A 22649-nucleotide genomic window follows, 5' to 3' on the forward strand; every position below is an offset into this window, starting at 1 on the left:
GGCCAGAGGAGGGGTCGTCGCGAAGGGGGCGGCGCACGGGGTGCTTTCAGCGGGAGGGGCGGAAAACAGCCCAGGGGTTTAGCCTTGCTGTCTGGTACGGGTCAATCATCCGGCCGGATCTGCCTGCTTGACCGGGCGAAGTGATCGAATCCCGCCGGAGGGGTCAGAAGATGCCCCCCCGCGTCTCGAATTCGCAACGTCTGCTCCTGGGTGAGCACTCCCATGCGCGTCACCTTTTGCCCGGCGCGGGCGCACGCACGCTCGAACGCCTGCATGCGCGAAGGTGGGACGGCGAGTAGCAGTTCGTAGTCCTCCCCTCCCCGCAAGGCACCCTCCGGCCCCAGCGCCGCGCGCACGGCGGGCGACAGGGGCAGCCGGTCCAGCTCCAGTTCCACGCCTACCCGGGACGCGGCGCACAGGTGGCCCAGGTCCTGCGCCAGTCCATCCGACACGTCCATCCCGGCGGAGGCGAAGCGCGCGGCCAGCTTCCCCAGGGCGATGCGGGGCTCGGGGCGGCGCTGGCGCTTCACGGCCGCGCCCCGCCGGACGCCGGCCTGGAGGTGCTGGAGTCCCAGGCGCGCGTCGCCCAGCGTGCCGGAGACATAGAGGAGGTCGCCGGGCCGGGCGCCCGAGCGGGTGATGGGCGCGTGGGACAGCTCCCCGGTGACGGTGAGGGTGACGGACACCTCGCGCGCGGAGGTGAAGTTGCCGCCCACGAGCATGATGCGGTGGGCCTTCGCGAGCGCGGCCATGCCCCGGCCCATGGCGGACAGCTCACGGGCGGGGAAGTCCCGGGGCAGCGCGAGCGCGCAGACGAACCAGCGCGGCGTGGCGCCCATGGCGGCCAGGTCCGACAGGTTCACCGCGAGCGCCTTGTGGCCGATGTCCGCGGCGGAGAACGTCGCGCGGGTGAAGTGCACGTCCTCCACCACGGCGTCGGTGGTGACGCACAGCGCGCCCTTGGACGGGGCGAGCACGGCGCAGTCGTCCCCCGGGCCCACCGGCACCCGCGCGCGTGGGAAGCAGGCGAGGAAGCGTTGGATGAGGTCGAACTCGCCGGGCATGGCGGCACTGAAGACCACGCTCGCGCCGGGGGACGCAATGACGACCCGCGAACGGGCGAGCGGGATGGAGGCACGTGGCGTTGACGGTGTCGGACCTCCCAGGCATAGGACAGGGAGTGCCCTCTTCCGCCACACCCATGGATTTGCGCCGCCGGCTGGTGACGGAAGCGCTGGGCTGCGGGCTGGTGGTGGTGGCGCTGGAGGGGTCGCACCACGTCGCGGAGCACCTGGGCGCGAGCGCCACGGAGGGACGCCTCTTCATGTCCCTGTCCTGCGGCGCGGTGCTGGCGTGCCTGTTGTGGGTGCTGCGTCCGCTGTCGGGCGCGCATTTGAATCCGGCGCTCACCTTCGCGGACGCGCTGGGGGACCGCACGCCCTGGCGCGAGGTGCCGCTGTACGCGCTGGCGCAGCTGTCCGGCAGCCTGGTGGGCAGGCTCGTGGCGCACCGCATGTGCAATGAGCCGCTGCTGCTCACCGCGAGGATGCCCGCGGCGGACGGGGCCCGGTTCCTCACGGAGATGGTGGCCACGTTCGGGCTGCTGGTGGTGGTGCGAGGCTGCGTGCGCACGCGTCCGTCCGCGACGCCGCTGGCCATCGCGGGGTACGTGGCGGCGACGGTGTGGTTCACGGACTCGCGCTCGCTGGCGAACCCGGCGCTGGTGCTGGCGCGCGCGGCCAGCGCTCACGTGGGCGTGATGAGTCCGTGGGAGGTGGAGTCCTTCGTCGCGGCCCAGCTGTTGGGCGCGGCGCTGGCGGTGTTCCTCTTCCGATGGCTCTTGGGCGGCACGCCGAAACCCGCCCCCACGGCGGCAGTGGAGACCGTCGTCTTCGAGTGCGCGGAAGCAGGGCCGGCGCACCTGGCCGCCGCCCTCTTCAACTCGCTGGCGCACCCGGACCGGGCGCGAGCGGTGGTGTCGCCGCCGCCGGGCTCGGGCCTGGATGACGGGCCGCCTCCCGCGGTGGAGACGCTGATTCGGGAGGCGAACCTGCGCGCCGCGCCCCTGCGCGACCGGAACGTGCCCGCGTCGCACTACGTCCTCATCGACGTCGCGGACCATGCCCCGGGCATGGACGCCCGCGTGCGCGAGCGCTGGTCACTTCCCGCGCTGTCGTTGAAGGAGGAGGCCGGAGCAAAGGCGCTCCAGGCGGCGCTGCGGCCGAGGCTGCACCAACTCCTGGCGCGACAAGGTTGGGAGCGGCTGCACGTCGTCAGTGGCGGACCCGCCCCCGAAGGCCCTCGCGCCCTCACCTGACGCGGGTCCCTTTCGCGTGACGGGGTGCGGCGTTGACGTCGGCCCGACACGCGAGCATGACGGTCCGAGAGAGGTTTTCGCATGATGGAAGGTCTTCCCCCCGTCGTCTCCTGGCCACCGCTGCAGACGTTGATGCGGCTGACGCTCGCGCTCGCGGTGGGCCTGTTCGTCGGGCTGGAGCGTGAGTGGCGTGGCAAGGAGGCCGGCCTGCGCACGTTCGGCTTCGCGGCGCTGCTGGGCGGCATGGGCGGCCTCCTGGGCCCGAACTTCGCGCTGCTCAGCCTCGCGCTGCTGGGCGTGCTGCTGTGCTTCCTCAACTGGCAGTCCCTGCGCGCCAACGGCGGCGCGGAGCTGACCACGTCCGCCGCGCTGCTCGTCACGGGCTTCGCCGGCGTGCTGTGCGGCCTGGGTCATACGGTGACGCCCGCGGCGGTGGGAGTGACGACGGCGGGCCTGCTCGCGTGGAAGGAGCGGATGGCCACCTTCAGCCACAAGATCACCGCCGAGGAGCTGCGCAGCGCCATCCTGCTGGCCATCCTCGCCTTCGCCATCTACCCGGTGCTGCCCTCGCAGCCGGTGGACCCGTGGGGCCTCATCGAGCCGCGCGCCGCGTGGGTGACCGTCATCCTCATCGCGGCCATCGGCTTCGTGAACTACATGCTGTGGAAGGTGTTCGGCACGCACGGCGTGGAGGTGACGGGGTTCCTGGGCGGGCTCGTCAACAGCACCGTCACCGTGGCGGAGCTGGCCAACCGCGTGCGCGAGACCTCCGGACGCCTGCTCGACGTGGCCTACCGGGGCGTGATGCTGGCCACCGCCGCCATGGCGCTGCGCAACGCCGTGCTGCTGGGGCTGCTCTCGTTCCGCGCGCTGGTGGACTCCGCCATCCCGCTGGTCCTCATCCTCCTGTCCAGCACGGGTCTGGCGCTGATGCGCTCGCGCGTGGAGGCCACGCCCAGCGCCGAGCCTCCCGCCCTGCCCCTGAAGTCGCCCTTCTCGCTGCCGTCCGCGCTGAAGTTCGGCCTCATCTTCCTGGCGCTCCAGGTGGTGGGCACCGTGGGCCAGACGCTGCTGGGCCGCTGGGGCTTCTACGCGGTGAGCGCCGTGGGCGGACTGGTGTCCAGCGCGTCCGCGGTGGCGTCCGCCGCGTCGCTGTGCGCCAACGGCACCATCTCCCCCACGACGGCAGGAGTGGGCGCCATCATCGCGTCGCTCGCCAGCGCCGCCATCAACTTCATCCTCGTGGCGCGCGTGTCGGAGCAGCGATCGCTCACGCTGCGGCTGGGCCGCGCGCTGGGCGTGGTGATGCTGCTGGGGCTCGTGGGCGCGTTCGTGCAGACGCGGCTGCCCACGTTCCTTCCGGCGGACGCCGGAGGCGCGGAGCTGTTCAAGCCCCACGCCTCCGAACAGCCCCACGCGGACTAGCGAAGCGGGCTCAGACGCAGAAGTAGGTCGCGTCCGTCCAGCCCCACTGGCCGGTGGACAGGCGCTGCACGTACATCCAGTTGCCGTCGCGGCTGTACACCTCCACGCCCTCGCCGTAGTTGATCTGCGCGTACACGGCGCCGCCCGGCGAGGTGCGCAGGCCCACGGTGTTCGCGTTGCACACCCAGCGGAAGTACTTCGCGTGCACCGGGCGGTCGTTGTTCTCCTCCTGGGCAGGCGCGTTCACCTGCGTACCATCCTGCGGCTGCGCCTCCATGTCCTCCGGCGCGCCACCACAGCCCACCGTCAGACCGGCAATAGCGAACGCAGCCACGCCGAACGCGCGGATCGAGAACGTCTTCATGGGCAACTCCAATGTCAGCGGGGTTGGGAACTACAGAAAACAGACTATACAGCTTTTTGCTCAAATCAAGCTTAAGCCGTATAAACTCTAAATTCAGGACATGGCTCCAGCCATCCGCCTGCTCCGTGGCTGGCGCGCCGCGGCATGCGGCTGTCTGCCTTTAGAAGCGGTCCGGCTCCGACATGGGAGGCGCGGCCGTCAATCCGCGCTCCTGCATGGGCGGGTGCAGCGGCAGCTGGACGATGAAGCGCGAGCCGTGGCCGAACTCGCTCTCCACGCGCACCCGGCCGCCGTGGCCCTCCACCAGGCTCTTCACGATGGCCAGGCCCAGCCCCGCGCCGCCGAACTCGCGCGTGGAGCTGCCGTCCACCTGGTAGAAGCTCTGGAAGATGCGCTCGAACTCCTCGGCGCGGATGCCCACGCCGGTGTCCTCCACGCTGATGCGGTAGCCGGGCACGCCCAGCTCCTGCTGCATCGCCGCGTCCGACAGCGTCACCTTCACCCGGCCGCCCGCGGGCGTGAACTTCACCGCGTTGGCCAGCAGGTTCACCACCACCTGGCGCAGCTTGTCCAAGTCACCCGCCAGCCGGGGCTGCGGCGTGTGCGGCAGCCGCACCTCCAGCTCCAGGCCCTTGCGCTGCGCCTGCGGCAGCACGCTGGAGACCGCCGTCTGGATGACGTAGCCAGGGTCCACCGGCGCCATGGACAGGCGCAGACGCCCGGCTTCAATCTGGCTCAGGTCCAGCAGCGAGGAGATCATCGAGAGGAGCGTCTCGCCCTTCTCCACGATGGTGCGCACGTACTGGAGCTGCTCCGGGTTGAGCGGCCCCGCCAGCCCCTCCGCCATCATCTCCGAGTAGCCCAGGATGGACGCGAGCGGCGTGCGCAGCTCGTGGCTCACCGTGCCCAGGAAGGTGGACTTCAGCCGGTCCAATTCCTTCAGCCGCGCGTTCGCCTGGAGCAGCCGCGCGTTCTGCGCCTCCAGCTCGCGGTGCACCTCCAGCGTGGACTCCAGATGCAGGTGCGTGGCCAGGTACGCCTTCTGCCCGCTGGCGACGAGCGCGCCCAGCACCTGACCGAAGTGGCCCAGCACCTGCGCGGCGGTGCGCTCCGGCACGCGGCGCACGCGGCCCAGCAGCTCCTGCGCGCGCTCCAGGTCCAGGCCGTGGATGCTGGTGAGCGTCTCCGGGAAGTCCGTCAGCTCCTCCGGCGTGAAGGGCCCCAGGATGACCCGACCCAACAGGTCGCCGTCCCAGCGCACCGGCATCACCACGTAGCGCAGGCCGGTGAAGCAGGTGAGCGCGATGAGGCCCGCGGCCTCCGAGACGTCTCCGTCCGCCACGCGCCCGCCGGACTCCGGCAGCACGGGGCCGTCCTTCACCCGGCCCACCATGGCGGTGCACGCGTGGCGGCCGTCCGGGAAGGAGAAGACGTAGGCGCAGAAGTCGCCGTGGCCCACCTTCACGTCCGCCAGCTTGTTGCCGCGCGTGTCCAGCACCTTGATGCCCACGCGGTACAGGTCGCTGAAGCCCTTCACCACCTCCGTGAAGGACGGCAGGTCCAGCAGGTCCCCCAGCGACAGCCGCCGCTGGAGCGCGGACTCACGCCGGGGCGCGCTCGCGGTGTTCCGGGATCCTCCGCCTGCCGCGCCGTTCATGGCGCCCTCCCGCTCTCCCTGCCGCCAGGAATGGCGCCGGGGCCGTACCGCCCCTCCAGCGCCGTACCGCTCAGGTCGATGTGACGGAAGATCTGCCCCAGGAACTCTTCCTCGCTCAAGCCCACGTTGCGCGACAGCTGCGCCCGGCCCTCCAGCGCGCGCCAGGCCGTCTGCACCACGGCGTGGAAGGTCTCCACCACGCCCTCGCCTCGCACGGCCACGGAGCCCACCACCGGCTGGCTGCCCCGGCGCTGCACCTCCGCCAGCTCCTCGTCCGTGAGGCTGTCGGGCAGGTCGCGCTTGTTGAACTGGATGACCACCGGCACCTGCGTGGGGTCCAGCTCCATCTCCCGCAGGTTCTCCTGCAGGTTGCGCCAGTAGGCGTTGTTCTCCTGCGCCGCCCCGCGCCGGCTGTCCGCGATGAAGACCACCGCGTCCGCGCCCTGCAGCACCACCCGCCGCGTGGCGTTGTGGATGACCTGACCGGGCACGGTGAAGAGCTTCACCTTCACCTTGAAGCCCGTGGAGGTGGAGAAGAAGACGGGCAGCAGGTCGAAGAAGAGCGTCCGGTCGTCGTGGGTATCCACCGACAGGAGGCGCCCTCGCACGTCCGGCCGCGCCCGCGCGTGCAGCTTGCGCAAGTTCGTCGTCTTCCCGCTCAACCCGGGGCCGTAATAGACGATCTTGAGCGTCAGCTCGCGCTGGGCGTGGTTGAGTTGCAAGGGGCTTAAACTCGGACCGAGGGGGACCCGGACAGGGGTTTTATAATGGCCTCACGCTCCGCGCGGAAGGCCGCTCGCAGTCCAGACGGCGGAGCAGGACGCGTCTTCCCGGAATGACGCGCCCGTAGGCGGCGTTTCGACAAGTTCCGGCTCCCCGCCTGGGAGGAGGACGTCTCCCCACACGGAAAACAGAACAATGCGCGCGGAATGATCGCGTGCATGGGTACGGGGGGACCGGTTAGGATCGCGGACGCGACGGAGGAGCAAGGCGATGACGATGAAGCAGGTGGACCCTGGCGTCGAGGTGGCGGCCCCCACGCCGGTGCTGGACGGAGCGACGCTCCCCAACGAAATGGTGACCGGGGTCAAATTCGGTCCGCCCACCGACGAGGACCTGACGACGGTGTCGGCCCTGCGCGCCAACTCCGAGCCCTGGAAGGGGCGGGGTGAGTCGCAGGAGGAGAGCCTCAAGGCCCTCACCCAGCTGAAGCCCTTCATCCACGTGGCGCGGCTCCAGAGCCAGGTGGTGGGCTACGTGACGGTGGAGCGCGACGGTCCGGTGCCGGGCGCGGCCTACCTGCGCAACATCGTGGTGAAGCCGGAGCTGCGGCGCCACGGCCTGGGCGCCATGCTGCTGGACAAGGCGCTGGACGCGGCGCGCGACATGTACCGCAAGACCATCGCCCTGCGCGTGGATCCTGCGAACGCGCCCGCGGTGGGCTTCTACCGCAAGGCGGGCTTCACCACGGTGGCCACGGTGGTCTCCAAGAAGTCCGGCAAGCTGCGGCTCCTGATGTCGCGCGAGCTGTAGTCCGCGGTACCCCAGCAATCGGTTGGACCCGACGGGAGGGGCCCTCGCACGGCCGCTCCCGTCGTGCGTTTGGGGCATGCCCCCAGGGTGACCTGGAGCGCGGCGGTCGACTATCCTTTCGGGAGTTTCCACCCCGCCGGGCCTGACGCACGGCAGCGGTGGGGCTTCCCCCTGAATGAAACCGCTCGCGGAACTGCTGCGTCATCTCTCGCGTCCTGGAATCACCGAGCTGGCCCTGGCCAGTGGCCGTCCTCCGATGGTGCGCGGCGCCAACGGTTACGAGCCCGTCGATCCAGGCGCCCTCTCCACCGATGAGCTCGTGAAGGCCCTCCAGGCGATGGTGGGCATGGCGCGCGCGTCCTCTGTGTCGGAGACGCCGGTGCAATGGACGGTGAACGCCACCGGCCTGGGTTCCCTCAACATCGCCGCGGTGCGCCGGGGCGAGCTGATGAACGTGCGCCTCACGCGAAGCGCGGAAGGCGCGGCGGCCGCCGCGGCTCCAGCGACCGCGGCGGCTCCGGCGACTGCAGCGGCTCCGGCGGCGCCTGCCGCGCCCACGCGGACGCCCTACGCGGGAATGCCGGCCGTGTCCGCCCAGGCGCCCACGCGCACGCCCTACGCGGGAGTGCCCGCGGTCTCCGCGCCCGTGGACGCGCGGGCCACGCAGCCTGGTGGAATGGGTGCGGGAGCCGCCGCGCGAGGAGTTCCTGTCAGCGCGGCCCCTCACGCGGGCGCTCCTTCACACGCAGGCGCGGGCGGATACGCGAGTGCGCCTGCCCACGCGGGTGCTGCGGCCCATGCAGGTGCGGCGGCCCATGCAGGCGCTGCGGCCCATCCAGGCGCTGCGTCCCATGCAGGCGCTGCGTCCCACTCCACCGCCAGCGCGAATCCCCCCGCGCGGATCATCCCCATCTCGCGCGCGACCTCCGCTCCGGGCCGCGACCTGACCGTGCTGCTGGAGCAGGCGCGCAGCATGAGCGCCAGCGACCTGCACCTGGTGGCCGGACGGCCTCCGCTGCTGCGCCTGGCCGGAGAGCTGCTCCCGCAGGACACGCCGCTGTCCCCGGAGACGGTGGAGCGGCTGCTGCTCCCCATCATCCCGGAGCGGCTGCGCCACGTGCTGGAGAAGGACGGCAGCGTGGACTTCGCGCTGGACTCCGAGGAGACCGGCCGCTTCCGCGTCAACGTGTGCCGCCAGCGCACGGGCCTCAAGGGCACCTTCCGCGTCATCCCCCGCGAAATCCCCACCCTGGAGTCGCTGGGCCTGCCCGCGGACATCGCCAAGGCCACGCACCACCACCAGGGCCTCATCGTGCTCACCGGTCCATCCGGTCACGGCAAGACGAGCACGCTCGCGGCGCTGGTGGACATCATCAACCGTGAAACGACGCACCACGTGCTCACCGTGGAGGATCCGGTGGAGTACGTGCACCCGCGCAAGCGTGCCCTCATCAGCCAGCGCGAGGTGGGCACCAGCACCCGCACCTTCGCCAGCGCCCTCAAGGGCAGCCTCCGCGAGGACCCGGACGTCATCGTCGTGGGCGAGCTGCGCGACACGGAGACCGTGCGCATGGCGCTCGCCGCCAGCGAAACGGGCCACCTGCTCATCAGCACCATGAACACGCCCAGCGCGGCGAAGACCATCGACCGGCTCATCGACCTCTTCCCGCCGGCGGACCAGCAGCAGGTGCGGCTGTCACTCTCCAGCGGCCTGCGCCTCATCGTCAGCCAGCGGCTGATGCCTGGCACGGACGGCAAGTCCCTGGTCGCCGCCGCCGAGGTGCTCACCGGCTCCGTGGCCCTGGGCAACCTCATCCGCGACAACAAGACGTACCAGATCCCCTCCCTCCAGCAGCGCGGCAAGTCGCTGGGCATCATCCGCTTCGAGGACTCGCTCGCGGACCTGGCCCGCTCCGGCAAGGCGACGCTGGAGACGGTGAAGGGCTTCGCGGAGAACCCGGACGAAATCGAAGCCATGGTGACGGGCAAGCGGCCCGGCGCCGCTCCCACCGTGCCCCCGCCCGCCACCGCCCAGGAGGGCGCGCGGATGCTGTCCAAGGTGGGCTCACTGCTTGGCAAGAAGGGCGCCTGACATGACGGACACCCCTCGCATCGCCGCCTGGTTCGACGTCCTGCTCGACAAGAAGGGCAGCGACCTGCACCTGGGCGTGGGCTACCCGCCCCTGGGCCGCATCCGCGGCGAGCTCATGCCCCTGCGCGAAGAAGCCCTCACCACCGAAGAGCTGGAGTCGTTGCTCTTCGAAATCTGCTCGCCCGAACAGAAGCGGCAGATAACGGAGGAGCTGGACCTGGACTTCGCCTACGGCTACGGCACCAAGGCCCGCTTCCGCGCCAACTACTTCTACCGGATGACTGGCATTGGCGCCGTGTTCCGCACCATCCCCAGCAAGGTGCTGTCGCTGGAGGACCTGAAGACGCCGGAGGTGGTGCGCAAGATGGCGGACCGCCGCAGCGGGCTGGTGCTGGTGACGGGCCCCACGGGCTCGGGCAAGTCCACGACGCTCGCCGGGATGATCAACCACATCAACAAGACGCGCCCGGCGCACGTGCTCACCGTGGAGGACCCGGTGGAGTTCGTGCACGAATCGCTCAAGTCCCAGGTCACCCACCGCGAGGTGGGCCCGCACGCCTCCAGCTTCGCCACCGCCATCCGCTCCGCCGGCCGTGAAGACCCCAACGTCATCCTCATCGGCGAGCTCCGCACCAACGAGACCATGAAGCTGGCGCTCCAGCTGGCCAGCTTCGGCGTGCTCGTCTTCGCCACGGTGCACACCAACAGCGCCCCCGCCACCATCGACCGCATCATCAACTCCTTCCCCGCGGACGAGCAGGGCCAGGTGCGCGGCATGCTCGCGGAGTCGCTGGCCGGCATCGTCGCCCAGCAGCTCATCAAGACCGCGGACGGCAAGGGCCGCGTCGCCGCGCTCGAAATCCTGGTGGGCAGCGCCGCCATCGCCGCCATGATTCGCGAGGGCAAGGTGTTCCAGATCGCCTCCAAGATGCAGGCCGGCCAGAACCAGGGCATGCAGACCCTGGACATGCACCTGGAGCGGCTGGTGAAGGACGACGTCATCCTCCCCGAGGCCGCCCTGGAGAAAGCCCAGGACAAGGAGAATTTCGTGAAGGTCATCCAGCGGCTGAAGCCGGACTGGCAGGTGCCGGAGACGCTGAAGGCCTGAGCGGCCTCCCTCGGGCGGGGGGAAGGAATTTGCTTTCTCCCCCCGACTTCGCCTTTGTTCGGGAGTGAACTTGGATCCGCCCACGGAGGTGGGTCCTACACTTCCGAGGGGGAAGTCGCTCATGAACGAAGAACAAGCAGAGATGATGCGGCAGGCGATGGAGCAGCAGCAGTCCCAGCCCTCCGGGCCGTTCGCCATCGTGATGTCGCTCGTCTACCTCGCGGTCATCGCCGTGGTGATCGCGGGCATGTGGAAGATGTTCGTCAAGGCGGGGCAGCCCGGCTGGGCGGCGATCGTTCCCTTCTACAACCTCTACATCATGCTCACCATCGTGGGCCGCCCCATCTGGTGGATGGCGCTGTTCCTGCTGTGCCCGCCCGCGGGCTTCATCGCGGGCATCATCATGAGCATCGACTTGGCCAAGTCCTTCGGCAAGAGCACGGGCTTCGGCATTGGCATCGCGTTCCTGGGCTTCATCTTCATCCCGATGCTCGGCTTCGGCGACGCGCAGTACCAGGGCCCGGCCGCCTCCGGCGGTGGCATGGCTGCGGCGTAGTTGTTCCCCACGGCCTTCCGGCCGTGAACGGCGGCGGTGGAGTGGCCCTCCGGGCGCTTCACCGCCGTTCGTGTTTCTGGAGCCCGCCATTGCTCGCCCGGGAGCACGACATCCAGTAGAGCGGGCCCGATGCCTGGACCTCGCGCCGTCTCTCGCTCGTCGCTCTCCCATCGCCTCGCATGGGCGTTGCTGTTGCCCGGCGTGGCCACCGCGCAGACGGTGGACGCGGACACGGCCCGCGAGCCGGAGGCCGCCGCGCTCGTGGCCCCCGCCGAGCCCGAGCCTCAGCCCGAGCCTCCTCGCGACACCCGCACCGTCGTCACCGCCACGCGCCTGCCGCGGCCGCTGCGCGACGTGCCCGCCACCACGGTGGTGATTCCCCGCGAGGAGATGGAACGCAGCCCCACGCTCACGCAGGACGCGCTCATCCGCACGCTGCCGTCCGCGGCCACGTTCCGCCGCACGCCGTCGCTCGTCGCGGACCCCACCGCGCAGGGGCTCAACCTGCGCGGGCTCGCGCCCTCCGGCGTGGCGCGTGGGCTGGTGCTGCTGGACGGGCTTCCCTTCAACGACCCCTACGGAGGCTGGGTCTTCTGGCGCGCCCTGCCCCGCCTGGGCCTGGACCGCGTCGAGGTCGTCCCCACCGGCGGCTCCGCGCTCTATGGCAGCGCCGCGCTGGGCGGAGTGGTGCAGCTGTTCTCCCGGCCCATCACCGGCCCGGCGCTCGACGTCGACCTGTCCGCCGGCAACCTGGGCACCGGCTTCGCCGCCGCTCGCATCGCGGACCGTTGGGGCCGCGTGGGCGCCTCCTTGGAGGTCGAGGGCCTCACCAGCAACGGCTACCGCATCGTCCCCGAAGGCCAGCGCGGCCGCATCGACGGAGACACGCCCTCCAACCACGTCAGCGCCCAGGCTCGCGTCGAAGCAGCGGCCACCGACCGCCTGTCCCTCTCCGCCCGCGCGGGCGTGTTCCGCGAGACGCAGAACGGTGGCACCCAGTACACCGTCGCCAGCGTGGACCTCATGTGGTTCGCCGCGAACGCCCGCCTCCGCACGGACGCCGCTGGCGCCTTCGAGCTGGGCCTCCATGGCCGCACCCAGCACTTCGCCCAGGACCGCGCGCGCGTCGCACCGGACCGCAACTTCGAGATCCGCTCCGCCCTCCAGGACGTGCCCGCGGACGACCAGGGCGGCTCGCTCGTCTGGACCGGTCCAGAGCTGACGCTGGGCGGAACCCACGTGCTCGCAGCGGGCGTGGACGTGCGCCGCTCCCACGGCAGGGCCGACGAGGTGCTCTTCCCCGCCAGCTACACCGCCACGACGCTCTACGCGCGCAACACGCGGGGCACGCAGCTGTCCGGCGGCGTCTTCGTGCAGGACCTCTACACCGTGTCCCCCGCGCTGGAGTTCGCCGGCACGCTGCGCTGGGACACATGGCGCAACTTCGACGGCAGCCAGCTGGAGAGCTTCGCGAACGGCACCACCACCGCCACCGCCTTCGAGCCCCGCACCGCGCGCCAGCTCAGTCCGCGCCTGGCCGCGCGCGTGCGCCCGTTGGAGTGGCTCACGCTGCGCGCCTCCGCGTACCGCGCCTTCCGCGCCCCCACCCTCAACGAGCTCTATCGCCCCTTCCAGGTGGGCACCGTCCTCACCGCCGCGAACCCGGACCTGGGCGCCGAGCGCCTCTGGGGCACCGAGGCAGGCGTGGAGGCCACCGGCCCGCGCGGTCTCACCGGTCGCGTCACCGGCTTCTGGAACGTGCTGGACGCGCCCGTCACCAACGTCACCCTCGCCACGCCCCTGCCGGACGGAGCCACGCGCCAGAGACAGAACCTGGGCCGGGCCCGCGTGCGAGGCGTGGAGCTGGGAGCGGACTGGCGCATGTCCCGGCAGTGGACCGCGCTCGCCGCCTATACCTTCGTGGACCCCGTCGTCACGCGCGCCCCCGGTCAGCCCGACCTCGTGGGTCGCCAGCTCCCGCAGGACCCCAGGCATCGCGGCTCGCTCGCGGTCACCTTCGATGACCCGCGCATCGTCTCCGTCACCGCGCAGCTGCGTGTGTTCGGCCCGCAGTACGAGGACGACCTCAACACGCGCGGCATGGGCGGCGCGGCGGTGGTGGACCTGTTCGTGAGTCGCCACCTGTTCTGGAAGGTGGACGCCTTCGGCGCGGTGGAGAACCTCTTCGACCGCCAGTACCTGGCGGGCCGCGCGGGCGTGGACACCCTGGCCCCGCCCTTCCAGGCACGCGTGGGCCTGCGCCTGCGCGACGTGTTCAGCGAATCGAGCGCACGGGCGGCACCGGGCGCACCGGGCCGTTGAACCAGCGGCTCAATTCCGTCGTGTCCTCCATCCGCTTCGCGGGCGGAAGGCTGGAGAGGAACACGCGGCCGTAGCCCTTGGTCACGATGCGGCGGTCCAGCATCGCGACAATGCCCCGGTCCGCCTGCGTGCGGATGAGCCGCCCGAAGCCCTGCCGCAGCGCCAGCGCCGCCTGCGGCAGCTGGTACTGGTCGAACGGCTCTTCACCGCGCGCCTGAATCTGACGGATGCGCGCGGCCACCAGCGGGTCGCCGGGAGACGCGAACGGAAGCCGGTCGATGATGACCAGGCTCAGCGCGTCCCCAGGCACGTCCACGCCCTCCCAGAAGCTGTGCGCGGCGAAGAGCACGCTGGGCGTCTGGCGGAACGCATCCAGCAGCTGCTGCTTGGGCCGCTCCCCCTGGAGCAATGCCTGATAGGGCAGCCGCGTCGCCGTCAGCTCGTACGCGCGCACCATGTTGCGCAGCGACGTGAAGAGCACGAACGCGCGCCCGCCCGTCACTTCGCACAGCTGGATGATTTCTTCCGCCGCCGCCTCGATGAAACCCGGGGCGCTGGGGTCCGGCAGGTGCGTGGGCAGGTACAGCGCGGACTGGCGCGGGAAGTCGAACGGGCTGGGCACCGCCAGCGTGCGCACGTGCGTCACGGGCTGGCCCTCGTCGTCGTACATGCCCATGCGCTTGGCGAAGAAGTCGAAGCGGCTGTCCGCCGCGAGCGTCGCGGAGGTGAACACCACCGTGTCCAGCGCGCCGTAGAGCCGGTCGCGCAGCTCCTTCGCCACGTCGATGGGGCTCGCGCGCAGGAACAGCCCCTTGCCGCGCGCCTCCGCCCAATACACGTGGTCCGCGGACTCGGACTTCTCCAGGAAGCTGAGCTGCTCCGCCATCTCCTCCGCGCGGCGGTGGATGGCGGCCAGCTCCGGCTCGCGCTCGCTGCCCGCGAAGGACGCCAGCGCGGCCAGGCCTTCCCGCACCTGCTCCAGCGCGCCGGACAGCTTGCCCATCGTCTCCGGGCGCAAGGCCACGGTGGACTCCTGGCTGGACATCCCCAGCGCGCGCGGCGCCTGGAGGAACAGCGCGTCCGCGTGCGAGCGCACCCGCTGGGCCAGCGCGGAGAGCGTCGCGTGGCGCTCATCCTTCGCCTGCAGGGCCGCCACCGCGTCGCGCGACAGCTCCTCCAGCCGGTAGTTGGACACGCTGCACCCGAAGTGGCCGCTGGCCGCGTCCTCCAGCGCGTGCGCCTCGTCGAAGATGACCGCGTCGTAGAAGGGCAGCACCCCTTCCGTGCGCTTGCCGGAGCTGCGCAGCGCCAGGTCCGCGAAGAACAGGTGGTGGTTCACCACCAGCAGGTCCGCGGCCTCCGCGCGCTTGCGCATCCGCGTGACGAAGCACGTGTCGTACTGCGAGCAGCGCGAGCCCAGGCACGTCTCCGACGTGGTGGACAGCCGGGACCACGCGGCGAAGGACTCCGGCAAGTCCAGCTCCGCCCGGTCCCCCGTCTCCGTCTGCGTCACCCACTTCTTGAGCAGCGGCCACTGCTTCGCCTCTTCGCGCGAGACGAACTGCGGGTCCTTTTCGAAGGACTCGTAGCGGTGCAGGCACAGGTAGTTGCCGCGCCCCTTGAGGTACGCCGCCTCGAAGCGCAGGCCCAGCTTCTCACTGAGCAGCGGCAGGTCCTTGAAGAACACCTGGTCCTGCAATGTCTTCGTGGCCGTGGACACCACCACCTTGCGCCCCGCCAGGAGCGCGGGCACCAGGTACGCCAGCGTCTTGCCCGTGCCGGTGCCGGCCTCCGCCAGCAGGTAGCTGCCTTCGGAGAAGGCCCGCTCCACCGCGCGCGCCATCTGGAGCTGCTCCGGGCGGTGCTCGTACGCGGGCAGCGCCTCTTCCAGCGCGCCACCAGGCCCCAGCAGGCTGTCGACAGAGAGAGGACGGGTCGCGGGCGCGGACATGCGGCGGTTCGGGGGCAGGAGGGCGGAAAGGCGGCCCCGCAGGATAACAGCGCCCGGCGTCCCCCGCGCGTTCCCTGACGCGGCCGTGAAGCCCCTTCTCCCGCCCGCCCGGGAAGCGGGCCGGCCAGCGCTCCGCCGGACCCGCCGCCTAGAAGGACGCGCGCATCATCTGGAAGAGCACCAGCAGCAGCACCAGGGACACCACCAGCACGGTGCTCAGCACCGCGGTCTTCATCTTGCGCCCCAGCGCCGGTGAGGGTCCGTCGGAGATGAGCTGCGTCGTGGTCGTCACCCGGCGGACCACTTCATCCCGTCCGCGCAGCGCCTGGGCGTCGTTCGGCGCGCGGGCGAGCCGCACGCGGTACAGCCGGCCCACCATGGCCATCTCGCCCCGCATCATCACCTGGGAAAGCAGGCGGTCGTGCGCGTCCCAGTCGTGCCAGGTCTCCAGCAGCTCGCGCCACTCCTGGGCCAGGGCTTCGGAGGGCTGGTGCTCGTCCGGGATGAAGTTGGCGTAGACCAGTCCGCACGCCGAGCAGGCCCCGGCGTCGTCGCGCATGGGCGCCACGCACTTGGGGCAGTGGCCCGGAGGCGCCTGGAAGGGGTCTCCGTCCAGCGCGAGCGGGGCCGCGGCGGGAGCATCCGGACGCACCACCCGCAGCGCGGTGACACTGGGCCGAGCGAGAGGTGACGGCGGAGGGGCCGCGTAGGGCGCCGCCACCGCGAGGTCCTCCACGCCGTCATGCGCAGGAGTGGGCGCGGGCCGAGGGGATGCCGGCTTGGAGAGGGAAGGGGCCGCCTGAGTCCACGCGCCACACGCCGGGCACGCCACGGCCAGCGCGTGCTCCTCGAGGACGTAGGTCTCCACCTTGACCAGCCGGTCGCAGCTCTCGCACTGGTACTTCATGACCACACCTCTCGCAGCGGGATGGGCATCGCGCACCCTACCAGCGCCAACAGGCACAGCGCGCAGATGACCTTGCGCGAAGCGCTCAGGGGCTCCTCCGGCCGCAACACCTCCGGGTGGCCGAAGCCCACGACCTTGCTCGCCACCACCAGCCACAGGCCCCATGACGCGGTGACGAACACGGTGAGGAAGAGCAGCACCACCGCCACGCCCCGGCCCACCAGACGGGCCCGGGGCCCCAGCGCCGCGAACGTCAGGTGCCCGCCGTCCAGCTGCCCCACCGGCAGCAGGTTGAGCAGCGTCACCAGCAGGCCGAACCACGCCGCCATCACCACCGGGTGCACCACCACGTCCTTGCCCTCCGGCAGCGGGCCCAGCGCCAGCCACGTCAGCGCCTTCATGAGGAGGTTGTCGCCAAAGTGCGTCTGGTGGCTCGTGTAGACGGGCTCCATCGCGGGCGGCGCCTGCGTCACCTTCTCCATCACCCAGCGCAGCAGCTCCTGCCCCAGCACCCACAGCGACGACTCGCCGGGGAACGCGGACGGCACCGGCGGCGAGTCCACCACCGTGGAGTGCAACAGCCCCCAGTAGAGCAGCGGCAGCGCCACCACCAGGCCCGCCAGCGGCCCCGCGGCGCCAATGTCCACCAGCGCGTTGCGTGTGGGGATGCGCCCGCGCAGCCGGATGACCGCGCCCAGCGTGCCCAGGCTCCCCGGCACCGGCAGCGGGATGAAGTACGGCAGCGACGTGTCCACCTTGTGCCACCGCGCGAGCACGTAGTGCCCCATCTCGTGCGAGCCCAGGATGGCCAGCAGCGACCCGCTGAAGAACAGCGCCTGGGTCCGGTCCTCCGCGAGCAGCCCGCCCCCACTGAACGGGAACGAGCGGCCGAAGAGCAGCAGGTACGCGAGGAACGTCGTCCCCAGCGTCACCACGAAGAGCAGCAGGTGCAGCCAGACGCGGGCAGGGGCGGGACGTGGAACGGAAACCGGGTGCATGCGCGAAGATGCCTCACGTCCGCGAGAGGGGCGACCGCTCCCGCTCCGCCCGCCGGATGAAGTGTCCAACAGAACTCGGAATAACCCGCCCCGGGTCCTTGACTTGAAAAAGCCTTCTGCTACGACCCCGGCCGCTTGAGGTCTTACTGAACGGCGGAGTGCCTGTCCGGGCCGCTCCGTCACCATCCAAGCCACCATCAGTTGGGGAGATAACCATGAAGAAGTTCATCCTGTCCGCCGTCGCCGCCGCTTCCCTCGTGGGCTGCACGAGCGTCGAGTCCGCCATCGTCTCCGGCTCCGAGATCGCCGCCAACGGCGAGGCCGTGGCCGTCATCCAGGGCAGCTCGCTGGGCCTGACCGCGATCTTCCACATCATCGACATCGTTCAGAGCGACCTGGACACCGTGGTGAACAAGCTCCTCATCACCGAGGCGAAGGCCATGGGCGCCTCCAAGGTGGACCTGAAGTCGGCGTCCACCACGCCCCGTCACGGCATCTTCGCCCTGTTCGGCACCATCATCGGCATCACCAGCTCCTCCGCGACCGGCGTGGCGGTGAAGTAGTCCCAAGCTGCCTCCTCACCGAGGCAGTCCGAAGGCCCCCTGGGAACAGCGGGGCCTTTTCCATTTCCAGCCCCCGAGCATCCCCATGCGCGCCCTCCTCCTCGTGCCCCTCGTGGGCCTCCTCGCGTGCCGTTCGTCCTCGTCCGGAGGCGCGAACGACGCGGAGTTGATGGCCCAGGTGCGAGAGAAGCTGGCCGCGCGCGACGCGAAGCTGACGGTCTACCAGTTGGAGGGCACCCAGACGGAAGGGGACACCGCCTCCGCGGGCTTCACCTTCGCGTACCGCGCGCCCCAGAAGATGCGCGGCACCGTGTCCGCGCCCCAGGCCCGGCAGGTGTGGTGGGACGGCAAGCACCTGTACGAGCAGGTGGAGGCGACGAAGCAGTTCACCACCTTCACGTCCCAGGTCTCCGCGGAGAAGCTGTCCGCGTTCCTCACCGAAATCTTCACCCCCTTCGTGCCGGACGGCTTCCGCGCGCCGCTGCTCCTGCGCAGCACGAAGGCGAGGCGCACCGCGAGCCTGCCCCAGGCGAAGGAGGCCGTGGAGCTGACCATGGCGCTGGAGGGCGAGGCGGGCGGCGGCGTGGAGGTGACGTACGTGCTGCGCTGGCCCTCGCTGGACTTCCTGGCCAAGAAGACGCGCGCGCCGGACGGCACCCGGGCGGAGGTGCGGATGGAGGAGGAGCACTGCGACACGGACCTGGGCCTGTGCGTGCCCAGGAAGCTGACGCGCTGGCTGGGGGACGCGAAGCAGGGGGAGACGGTGCTGTCGAAGGTGGACCTGAAGACGCCGCTGCCCAACGACGCGTTCACCCCCGCCGCTCCGGAGGGATACAGCGTGCAGCCCCGGACACTCGTGGACAGCGAAGCGCAGGAGAGTGGACCGAAGTCACCCACGGGCGGTTGACCCGCACGCCGGCCATCGCCACCTTGGCGGCGGAGGTTTGCCGCGCATGGTCGAGAACGTCATCTTCGACGTGGATGGAACGCTGATCGATTCGGTGGACGAGCACGCCGAGGCCTGGCGCCGGTCGTTCATCGAGTTCGGGCGGGACATCCCGTTCGCTCACGTGCGCAGCCAGATTGGCAAGGGCGCGGACCAGCTGTTGCCCGTCTTCTTCAACGACGAGGAGCTGGAGCGCTTCGGCAAGGACCTGGAGGAGGACCGCTCCGCGCGCTTCAAGCGCGAGTTCCTCCCCAAGGTGCGCCCCTTCCCGCGCGTGAAGGAGCTGTTCCAGCTGCTGCGCAAGCGCGGCCGCAAGATTGCCCTGGCCTCCAGCGCCAAGGACGACGAGCTCAAGCGCTACGTGGAGCTGTGCGGCATCGACGGCCTGTTCGAGGCGAAGACGAACAAGGACGAGGTCGACAAGAGCAAGCCGCACCCGGACATCTTCGAGGCGGCGCTCGTGAAGCTGGGCAAGCCGGACCCCGCCACGGTGGTGATGGTGGGTGACACGCCCTACGACGCGCTGGCCGCGGGCAAGCTGCACCTGGCGTCCGTGGGTGTGCTGTGCGGCGGCTTCCGCGCGGAGGACCTGCGCACGGCCGGCTGCCGCACGCTGGTGAAGGACCCCGCGGAGCTGCTGCGCCGCCTGGAAGAAGACCCCGAAATCTGGCCCTGGGACGCGGCGTCGCGGGACACCTCCAAGGACGAGGAGTCGCGCTGAAGCCCGTGACAGGGTGAAGGCGTCCCCGGCGGCCACGGAAAAAGCGTGGCCACCGGTGGAGCCCCTCGGGACTACTTGCGCGAACCGCCCCGCTTCGCGCGTGAACGGGACGCCGTGCTCTTGCGAGCCGTCCCCCGGCGCGCGGTGCTCTTGCGGGCCGTGGAGCGCTTGCCGGCGGTGCCGGTGCGCGAGGTGGCCTTGCGGCCGGTGCTGGTGCGCCGGGCCCGGGTGGGCGCGGCCTTCTTGCGGCTGGAGGTGGCGCTCTTCTTCGCGGTGGCGGCGCGGCGCTTGCCCCCCACGCGTCCTGCCTTGCGCGCGTTCTTGCGGGCCGCGGGGCGCCGACGGGCCGCCTTCGCCTTGCTGCCAGAGCCGCCCTTCATCCCGCCACCGGTGAGCTTGTTCACGGTGGCGTACGCGCGGGCCTCCGCGGTCTTCTCACCGACGCCCTTGTCCTCGTAGCCCTTCTCGATGTGCGCGGCCATGCGCTTCTGCTTCGCCGAGTACTTGTCCTTGCTTCCTCGTGCCATTCAAACCCTCCTGGAGAACGTCCCGGCGCGGGTCCGAGGCACGGAGTCCGCGTCGCCTGGAAGGTGAACACGTCTACCCAGGGAGGGAACCCGCCAGCCCCCTACCCATGTCCACCCGCGGAAGCTCTCCGAGAGTCGCGGTGGGGAATGGACAGAGCCCCTGCCCTTTCCGCATGGGTCCCGCTGGTGCCGGAAGACGGTCGTGCGCAGCTTGGAGGCGCTGCATTCAAAGCCGAGGTTTCCCCTGGAACCCGCACTCAACGCGCCTCCGCGCCTTCGTCACCTGGACGAGGGGCCCGCGGTCCTGGTGGTGAATACGCGCTCGCGCTCGGGGCGTGACGCCTTCGAGACCGCCCGCGCGCTGCTGGCCGAACACGGCATCCCGCTCATGGCCGCGCACGCACTGACGCGGCCCAAGCGCCTGCGCAAGGTGGTGGAGGAGGCCATCGCCCAGGGGGCCCGCCGAATCCTCGTGGGAGGAGGCGACGGCACCATCAGCTGCGCGGCGCAGGCCCTGATGGGGCGCGACGTGACGCTGGGCGTGGTGCCGCTGGGCACCGGCAACGACTTCGCCCGCTCGCTGGGCATCCCGGACACGCTGGAGGCCGCGTGTGACGTCATCGCCGGTGGCTACACGGCGCGCGTGGACGTGGGGCTCATCAACGGGCGGCCCTTCCTCAACGCCGCCAGCCTGGGGCTCACCACCGCCATCGCGAAGCGGCTCACGCAGGAGTTGAAGCAGCGCGCCGGCAAGCTGGCCTATCCCATGGCCGCCGCCGCGGAGATGCGCACGCTGCAGCCCTTCCACGTCCGGCTCCAGGCGGATGGCCGGACGCTGGAGGTGGACGCGCTCCAACTGGTGGTGGGCAACGGCCGCTACCACGGCGCGGGCAACATGGTGGCGCCGGACGCGACGCTGGACGACCGCCGCTTCCACGTCTACGCCATCACCGCGCCCTCCATGGCGGACGGCGGGGAGCGCACGGGGCTGGGCCACCTGCAGGACGTGGCCACGCTGGCGCGCGTGGCGCTGGGCATGAGGAGCGGCGGGCACCTGGAGCACGAGTCCGTCGTGCACCTGCACACCTCGCGGCTCGTCGTGGAGACGGAGCCGCCCATGGAGGTGAACGCGGACGGAGAGAACGTGGGCATGACGCCCATGCGCTTCGAGGTCGCCCCCGCGGCGCTGCGCGTCTACGCGCCCGCGCCGCGGTAGGGGCTTCGCGCTACACCTTCTCCAGCACGCTGGAGAGCACCTGGGCCGTGAAGTTCACCAGGGGAATCACGCGCCGGTAGTCCATGCGCGTGGGCCCGATGACGCCGACAGTGCCCAGCACCGCCTCCGCCGTGCCGTAGGGGCTGGCGATGACGGTGACGTCGCCAGCGGCGGAGAACTCGCTCTCCGCGCCGATGAAGACGTGCATCTCCTTGGTGCGCTGCACGCGGTCCAAGAGGTGCAGCAGCTTGTGCTTCTCATCCAGGGCGCGGAACAGCGCGCGGATGCGCTCCACGTCCGCGAACTCCGGCTGCTCCAGGAAGGAGCCGGTGCCTTCGATGAGCACGCGCTCCGGCGTCTGCAGGTCGGTGGCGGCGGCGCCCAGCTTGAGGGCCTTGGCGGTGAGCGCGTTGTAGAGGGCCTGCTCCTGGTCCATCTCCGCGCGGATGCGCTCGCGCGCCTCTTCCAGGGGCACCTGGTGCAGCAGTTCGGAGAGGTAGTTGCTGGCCTTGATGAGCTCGTCGGACGTCACCGGAAAGTCCACGGTGAGGGCCTTGTTGTGCACCTGGCCGTTCTGGCCCACGAGCACGGCGAGCACGCGGTTCTCACGCAGGCGCAGGAACTCGATGCGTTGGAACACGGCGGCGTCGACGCGGGGGGTGAGCACGACGCCCGCGTGGCGCGTGAGCGAGTGCAGCACGCGGCTGGCCTCCGACAGCACCTCGTCCAGGCTGGACTCGTGGACGAGGCCGGCGTGGATGAGCTCGCGGTCGCGGGGGGCGGGGTCGCGCAGCTTCACCAGGGTGTCCACGTAGAAGCGGTAGCCCCGGTCGGTGGGCACGCGGCCGGCGGACGTGTGGGGCTTCTCCAGGAAGCCCAGGGCCTCCAGGTCGGCGAGCACGTTGCGCATGGTCGCGGAAGACACTTCGAACTCGCCTCTGCGAGTCAGCTGCTGGCTGCCGACCGGGCCGCCGGTGGTGATGTACTCCTGCACCACGGCTCGGAGGACTTCCTTCTCGCGCTCACCCAACTCGTCGGGCATTCCCGCTCACGCTCCGGGGGCTGTCGACCCGACCTCCGGGTCTTCATGCCTCCTGTAGAATTCTAAAAGGGACGCCCGAGGCATTCAATTGGGAGGGCCTCTCTGGCAGGCAGGCGGGGCGCTGGTCCGACTGCCTGCGTGGCACGGGTACGGCAAAGCGCACATCGCACGGGAGGGAGGTGGGGGTTAGAAGGCCGCCGCCGTGACGACCGCGACCCTGACCCCCGACGTAGCCGAGCCCGCGCCCCACCGGGGTCGCCTGCTGTTCAGCCTTTTCGCGCTCTACGTCATCTGGGGGTCCACCTACCTGGCGATGCGGTTCGCGCTGACGGGTTTTCCGCCGTTCCGGATGGCGGGGATGCGCTTCCTCCTGGCGGGTGGGGTGTTGTTCCTGTCTCTTATCA

At 70.8% G+C, this 22649-nt stretch carries 20 protein-coding genes and 1 pseudogene; 12 read left to right on the top strand and 9 right to left on the bottom strand.

All coding sequences use genetic code 11. The features are described from left to right. Positions 1 to 101: 101 nt before the first annotated feature. On the bottom strand, positions 102 to 1064 hold the full coding sequence (gene thiL / locus D7V77_RS26450) for a thiamine-phosphate kinase (protein ID WP_120579081.1): 963 nt from the start codon (positions 1062 to 1064) through the stop codon (positions 102 to 104). Between the two features lie 116 nt (positions 1065 to 1180). On the opposite strand from thiL, the gene D7V77_RS26455 reads away from it, so the two are divergent. Together D7V77_RS26455 and D7V77_RS26460 are read left to right on the top strand one after the other, a co-directional pair. After that, entirely contained in the window at positions 1181 to 2317 is a 1137-nt protein-coding gene (locus tag D7V77_RS26455) for an aquaporin (protein WP_368666202.1), read from the top strand. 81 nt (positions 2318 to 2398) lie between these two features. Further along, on the top strand, positions 2399 to 3742 hold the full coding sequence (locus D7V77_RS26460; RefSeq protein WP_120579083.1) for an MgtC/SapB family protein: 1344 nt from the start codon (positions 2399 to 2401) through the stop codon (positions 3740 to 3742). Between the two features lie 10 nt (positions 3743 to 3752). On the opposite strand, the gene D7V77_RS26465 is transcribed toward D7V77_RS26460, so the two are convergent. The 3 genes from D7V77_RS26465 to D7V77_RS26475 all read right to left on the bottom strand — a co-directional run bounded on the left by D7V77_RS26465 (position 3753) and on the right by D7V77_RS26475 (position 6485). Beyond that, positions 3753 to 4106, bottom strand: coding sequence for an SH3 domain-containing protein (locus D7V77_RS26465; protein WP_120579084.1), 354 nt, complete (start codon positions 4104 to 4106; stop codon positions 3753 to 3755). A 160-nt stretch (positions 4107 to 4266) separates the two neighbouring features. After that, positions 4267 to 5763 carry an ATP-binding protein gene (locus D7V77_RS26470; RefSeq protein ID WP_120579085.1) on the bottom strand — a complete coding sequence of 499 codons (1497 nt, stop codon included), beginning with the start codon at positions 5761 to 5763 and terminating at the stop codon, positions 4267 to 4269. Next, a complete protein-coding gene (locus D7V77_RS26475; RefSeq protein WP_120579086.1) occupies positions 5760 to 6485 on the bottom strand; it encodes an ATP/GTP-binding protein in 726 nt (241 codons plus the stop codon). Before D7V77_RS26475 ends, D7V77_RS26470 begins: the two co-directional genes overlap by 4 nt. A gap of 271 nt (positions 6486 to 6756) precedes the next feature. On the opposite strand from D7V77_RS26475, the gene D7V77_RS26480 reads away from it, so the two are divergent. The 5 genes from D7V77_RS26480 (at position 6757) to D7V77_RS26500 (ending at position 13374) form a co-directional block, all read left to right on the top strand. After that, positions 6757 to 7296, top strand: coding sequence for an N-acetyltransferase (locus tag D7V77_RS26480; RefSeq protein ID WP_120579087.1), 540 nt, complete (start codon positions 6757 to 6759; stop codon positions 7294 to 7296). A 175-nt stretch (positions 7297 to 7471) separates the two neighbouring features. Continuing rightward, positions 7472 to 9388 (top strand): type IV pilus twitching motility protein PilT, encoded by a 1917-nt coding sequence (locus D7V77_RS26485; protein ID WP_233597246.1) that lies wholly within the window; start codon positions 7472 to 7474, stop codon positions 9386 to 9388. 1 nt (position 9389) lies between these two features. Then, positions 9390 to 10496 (top strand): type IV pilus twitching motility protein PilT, encoded by a 1107-nt coding sequence (locus tag D7V77_RS26490; protein WP_120579089.1) that lies wholly within the window; start codon positions 9390 to 9392, stop codon positions 10494 to 10496. A gap of 121 nt (positions 10497 to 10617) precedes the next feature. Further along, on the top strand, positions 10618 to 11052 hold the full coding sequence (locus D7V77_RS26495) for a DUF5684 domain-containing protein (RefSeq protein ID WP_199733895.1): 435 nt from the start codon (positions 10618 to 10620) through the stop codon (positions 11050 to 11052). A 129-nt stretch (positions 11053 to 11181) separates the two neighbouring features. Next, positions 11182 to 13374, top strand: a complete 2193-nt coding sequence (locus tag D7V77_RS26500; protein ID WP_120579090.1) for a TonB-dependent receptor — start codon at positions 11182 to 11184, stop codon at positions 13372 to 13374. Here D7V77_RS26500 and D7V77_RS26505 read toward each other — a convergent pair. The 3 genes from D7V77_RS26505 to D7V77_RS26515 form a co-directional block, all read right to left on the bottom strand. Then, on the bottom strand, positions 13328 to 15325 hold the full coding sequence (locus tag D7V77_RS26505) for an ATP-dependent DNA helicase (protein ID WP_120579091.1): 1998 nt from the start codon (positions 15323 to 15325) through the stop codon (positions 13328 to 13330). The genes D7V77_RS26500 and D7V77_RS26505 overlap by 47 nt on opposite strands. A 148-nt stretch (positions 15326 to 15473) precedes the next feature. Next, positions 15474 to 16232: a hypothetical protein gene (locus tag D7V77_RS26510; protein ID WP_120579092.1), complete on the bottom strand. Its 759-nt coding sequence runs from the start codon at positions 16230 to 16232 to the stop codon at positions 15474 to 15476. Continuing rightward, entirely contained in the window at positions 16229 to 17230 is a 1002-nt protein-coding gene (locus D7V77_RS26515; protein WP_120579093.1) for a site-2 protease family protein, read from the bottom strand. The genes D7V77_RS26510 and D7V77_RS26515 overlap by 4 nt, the downstream gene beginning before the upstream one ends. Positions 17231 to 17445: 215 nt before the next feature. On the opposite strand from D7V77_RS26515, the gene D7V77_RS26520 reads away from it, so the two are divergent. The 3 genes from D7V77_RS26520 (at position 17446) to D7V77_RS26530 (ending at position 19460) form a co-directional block, all read left to right on the top strand. Continuing rightward, positions 17446 to 17793: a hypothetical protein gene (locus D7V77_RS26520; protein ID WP_120579094.1), complete on the top strand. Its 348-nt coding sequence runs from the start codon at positions 17446 to 17448 to the stop codon at positions 17791 to 17793. Positions 17794 to 17878: 85 nt separating this feature from the next. Beyond that, the gene (locus D7V77_RS26525) at positions 17879 to 18700 is read left to right on the top strand and encodes a hypothetical protein (protein WP_120579095.1); all 822 of its coding nucleotides are present in this window, start codon (positions 17879 to 17881) and stop codon (positions 18698 to 18700) included. A gap of 46 nt (positions 18701 to 18746) precedes the next feature. Continuing rightward, positions 18747 to 19460, top strand: coding sequence for an HAD family hydrolase (locus tag D7V77_RS26530; RefSeq protein WP_120579096.1), 714 nt, complete (start codon positions 18747 to 18749; stop codon positions 19458 to 19460). Positions 19461 to 19531: 71 nt separating this feature from the next. On the opposite strand, the gene D7V77_RS26535 is transcribed toward D7V77_RS26530, so the two are convergent. Continuing rightward, positions 19532 to 19987 (bottom strand): transcriptional regulator, encoded by a 456-nt coding sequence (locus tag D7V77_RS26535; protein WP_120579097.1) that lies wholly within the window; start codon positions 19985 to 19987, stop codon positions 19532 to 19534. Between the two features lie 202 nt (positions 19988 to 20189). Here D7V77_RS26535 and D7V77_RS26540 point away from each other — a divergent pair, with 202 nt between their 5' ends. After that, a complete protein-coding gene (locus tag D7V77_RS26540) occupies positions 20190 to 21203 on the top strand; it encodes a lipid kinase (RefSeq protein ID WP_233597247.1) in 1014 nt (337 codons plus the stop codon). A gap of 10 nt (positions 21204 to 21213) precedes the next feature. Here D7V77_RS26540 and hrcA read toward each other — a convergent pair whose 3' ends face one another. Beyond that, a complete protein-coding gene (hrcA, locus tag D7V77_RS26545; protein WP_120579098.1) occupies positions 21214 to 22245 on the bottom strand; it encodes a heat-inducible transcriptional repressor HrcA in 1032 nt (343 codons plus the stop codon). Positions 22246 to 22447: 202 nt separating this feature from the next. On the opposite strand from hrcA, the pseudogene D7V77_RS26550 reads away from it, so the two are divergent. Beyond that, positions 22448 to 22649 (top strand): annotated as a pseudogene (locus D7V77_RS26550) (drug/metabolite exporter YedA); the annotation flags it as partial.

Origin of the sequence: Corallococcus sp. CA041A (assembly GCF_003612075.1) — a bacterium.
Taxonomy (GTDB): Bacteria; Myxococcota; Myxococcia; order Myxococcales; family Myxococcaceae; genus Corallococcus; species Corallococcus exiguus.

Excerpts from the sequence above, each read along its gene's own strand:
- thiL (WP_120579081.1), bottom strand. The coding sequence starts at position 1,064 with ATGCCCGGCGAGTTCGACCTCATCCAACGCTTCCTCGCCTGCTTCCCA.
- D7V77_RS26460 (WP_120579083.1), top strand. The coding sequence starts at position 2,399 with ATGATGGAAGGTCTTCCCCCCGTCGTCTCCTGGCCACCGCTGCAGACG.
- D7V77_RS26465 (WP_120579084.1), bottom strand. The coding sequence starts at position 4,106 with ATGAAGACGTTCTCGATCCGCGCGTTCGGCGTGGCTGCGTTCGCTATT.
- D7V77_RS26470 (WP_120579085.1), bottom strand. The coding sequence starts at position 5,763 with ATGAACGGCGCGGCAGGCGGAGGATCCCGGAACACCGCGAGCGCGCCC.
- D7V77_RS26480 (WP_120579087.1), top strand. The coding sequence starts at position 6,757 with ATGACGATGAAGCAGGTGGACCCTGGCGTCGAGGTGGCGGCCCCCACG.
- D7V77_RS26485 (WP_233597246.1), top strand. The coding sequence starts at position 7,472 with ATGAAACCGCTCGCGGAACTGCTGCGTCATCTCTCGCGTCCTGGAATC.
- D7V77_RS26490 (WP_120579089.1), top strand. The coding sequence starts at position 9,390 with ATGACGGACACCCCTCGCATCGCCGCCTGGTTCGACGTCCTGCTCGAC.
- D7V77_RS26495 (WP_199733895.1), top strand. The coding sequence starts at position 10,618 with ATGAACGAAGAACAAGCAGAGATGATGCGGCAGGCGATGGAGCAGCAG.
- D7V77_RS26500 (WP_120579090.1), top strand. The coding sequence starts at position 11,182 with ATGCCTGGACCTCGCGCCGTCTCTCGCTCGTCGCTCTCCCATCGCCTC.
- D7V77_RS26505 (WP_120579091.1), bottom strand. The coding sequence starts at position 15,325 with ATGTCCGCGCCCGCGACCCGTCCTCTCTCTGTCGACAGCCTGCTGGGG.
- D7V77_RS26510 (WP_120579092.1), bottom strand. The coding sequence starts at position 16,232 with ATGAAGTACCAGTGCGAGAGCTGCGACCGGCTGGTCAAGGTGGAGACC.
- D7V77_RS26515 (WP_120579093.1), bottom strand. The coding sequence starts at position 17,230 with ATGCACCCGGTTTCCGTTCCACGTCCCGCCCCTGCCCGCGTCTGGCTG.
- D7V77_RS26520 (WP_120579094.1), top strand. The coding sequence starts at position 17,446 with ATGAAGAAGTTCATCCTGTCCGCCGTCGCCGCCGCTTCCCTCGTGGGC.
- D7V77_RS26525 (WP_120579095.1), top strand. The coding sequence starts at position 17,879 with ATGCGCGCCCTCCTCCTCGTGCCCCTCGTGGGCCTCCTCGCGTGCCGT.
- D7V77_RS26530 (WP_120579096.1), top strand. The coding sequence starts at position 18,747 with ATGGTCGAGAACGTCATCTTCGACGTGGATGGAACGCTGATCGATTCG.
- D7V77_RS26535 (WP_120579097.1), bottom strand. The coding sequence starts at position 19,987 with ATGGCACGAGGAAGCAAGGACAAGTACTCGGCGAAGCAGAAGCGCATG.
- hrcA (WP_120579098.1), bottom strand. The coding sequence starts at position 22,245 with ATGCCCGACGAGTTGGGTGAGCGCGAGAAGGAAGTCCTCCGAGCCGTG.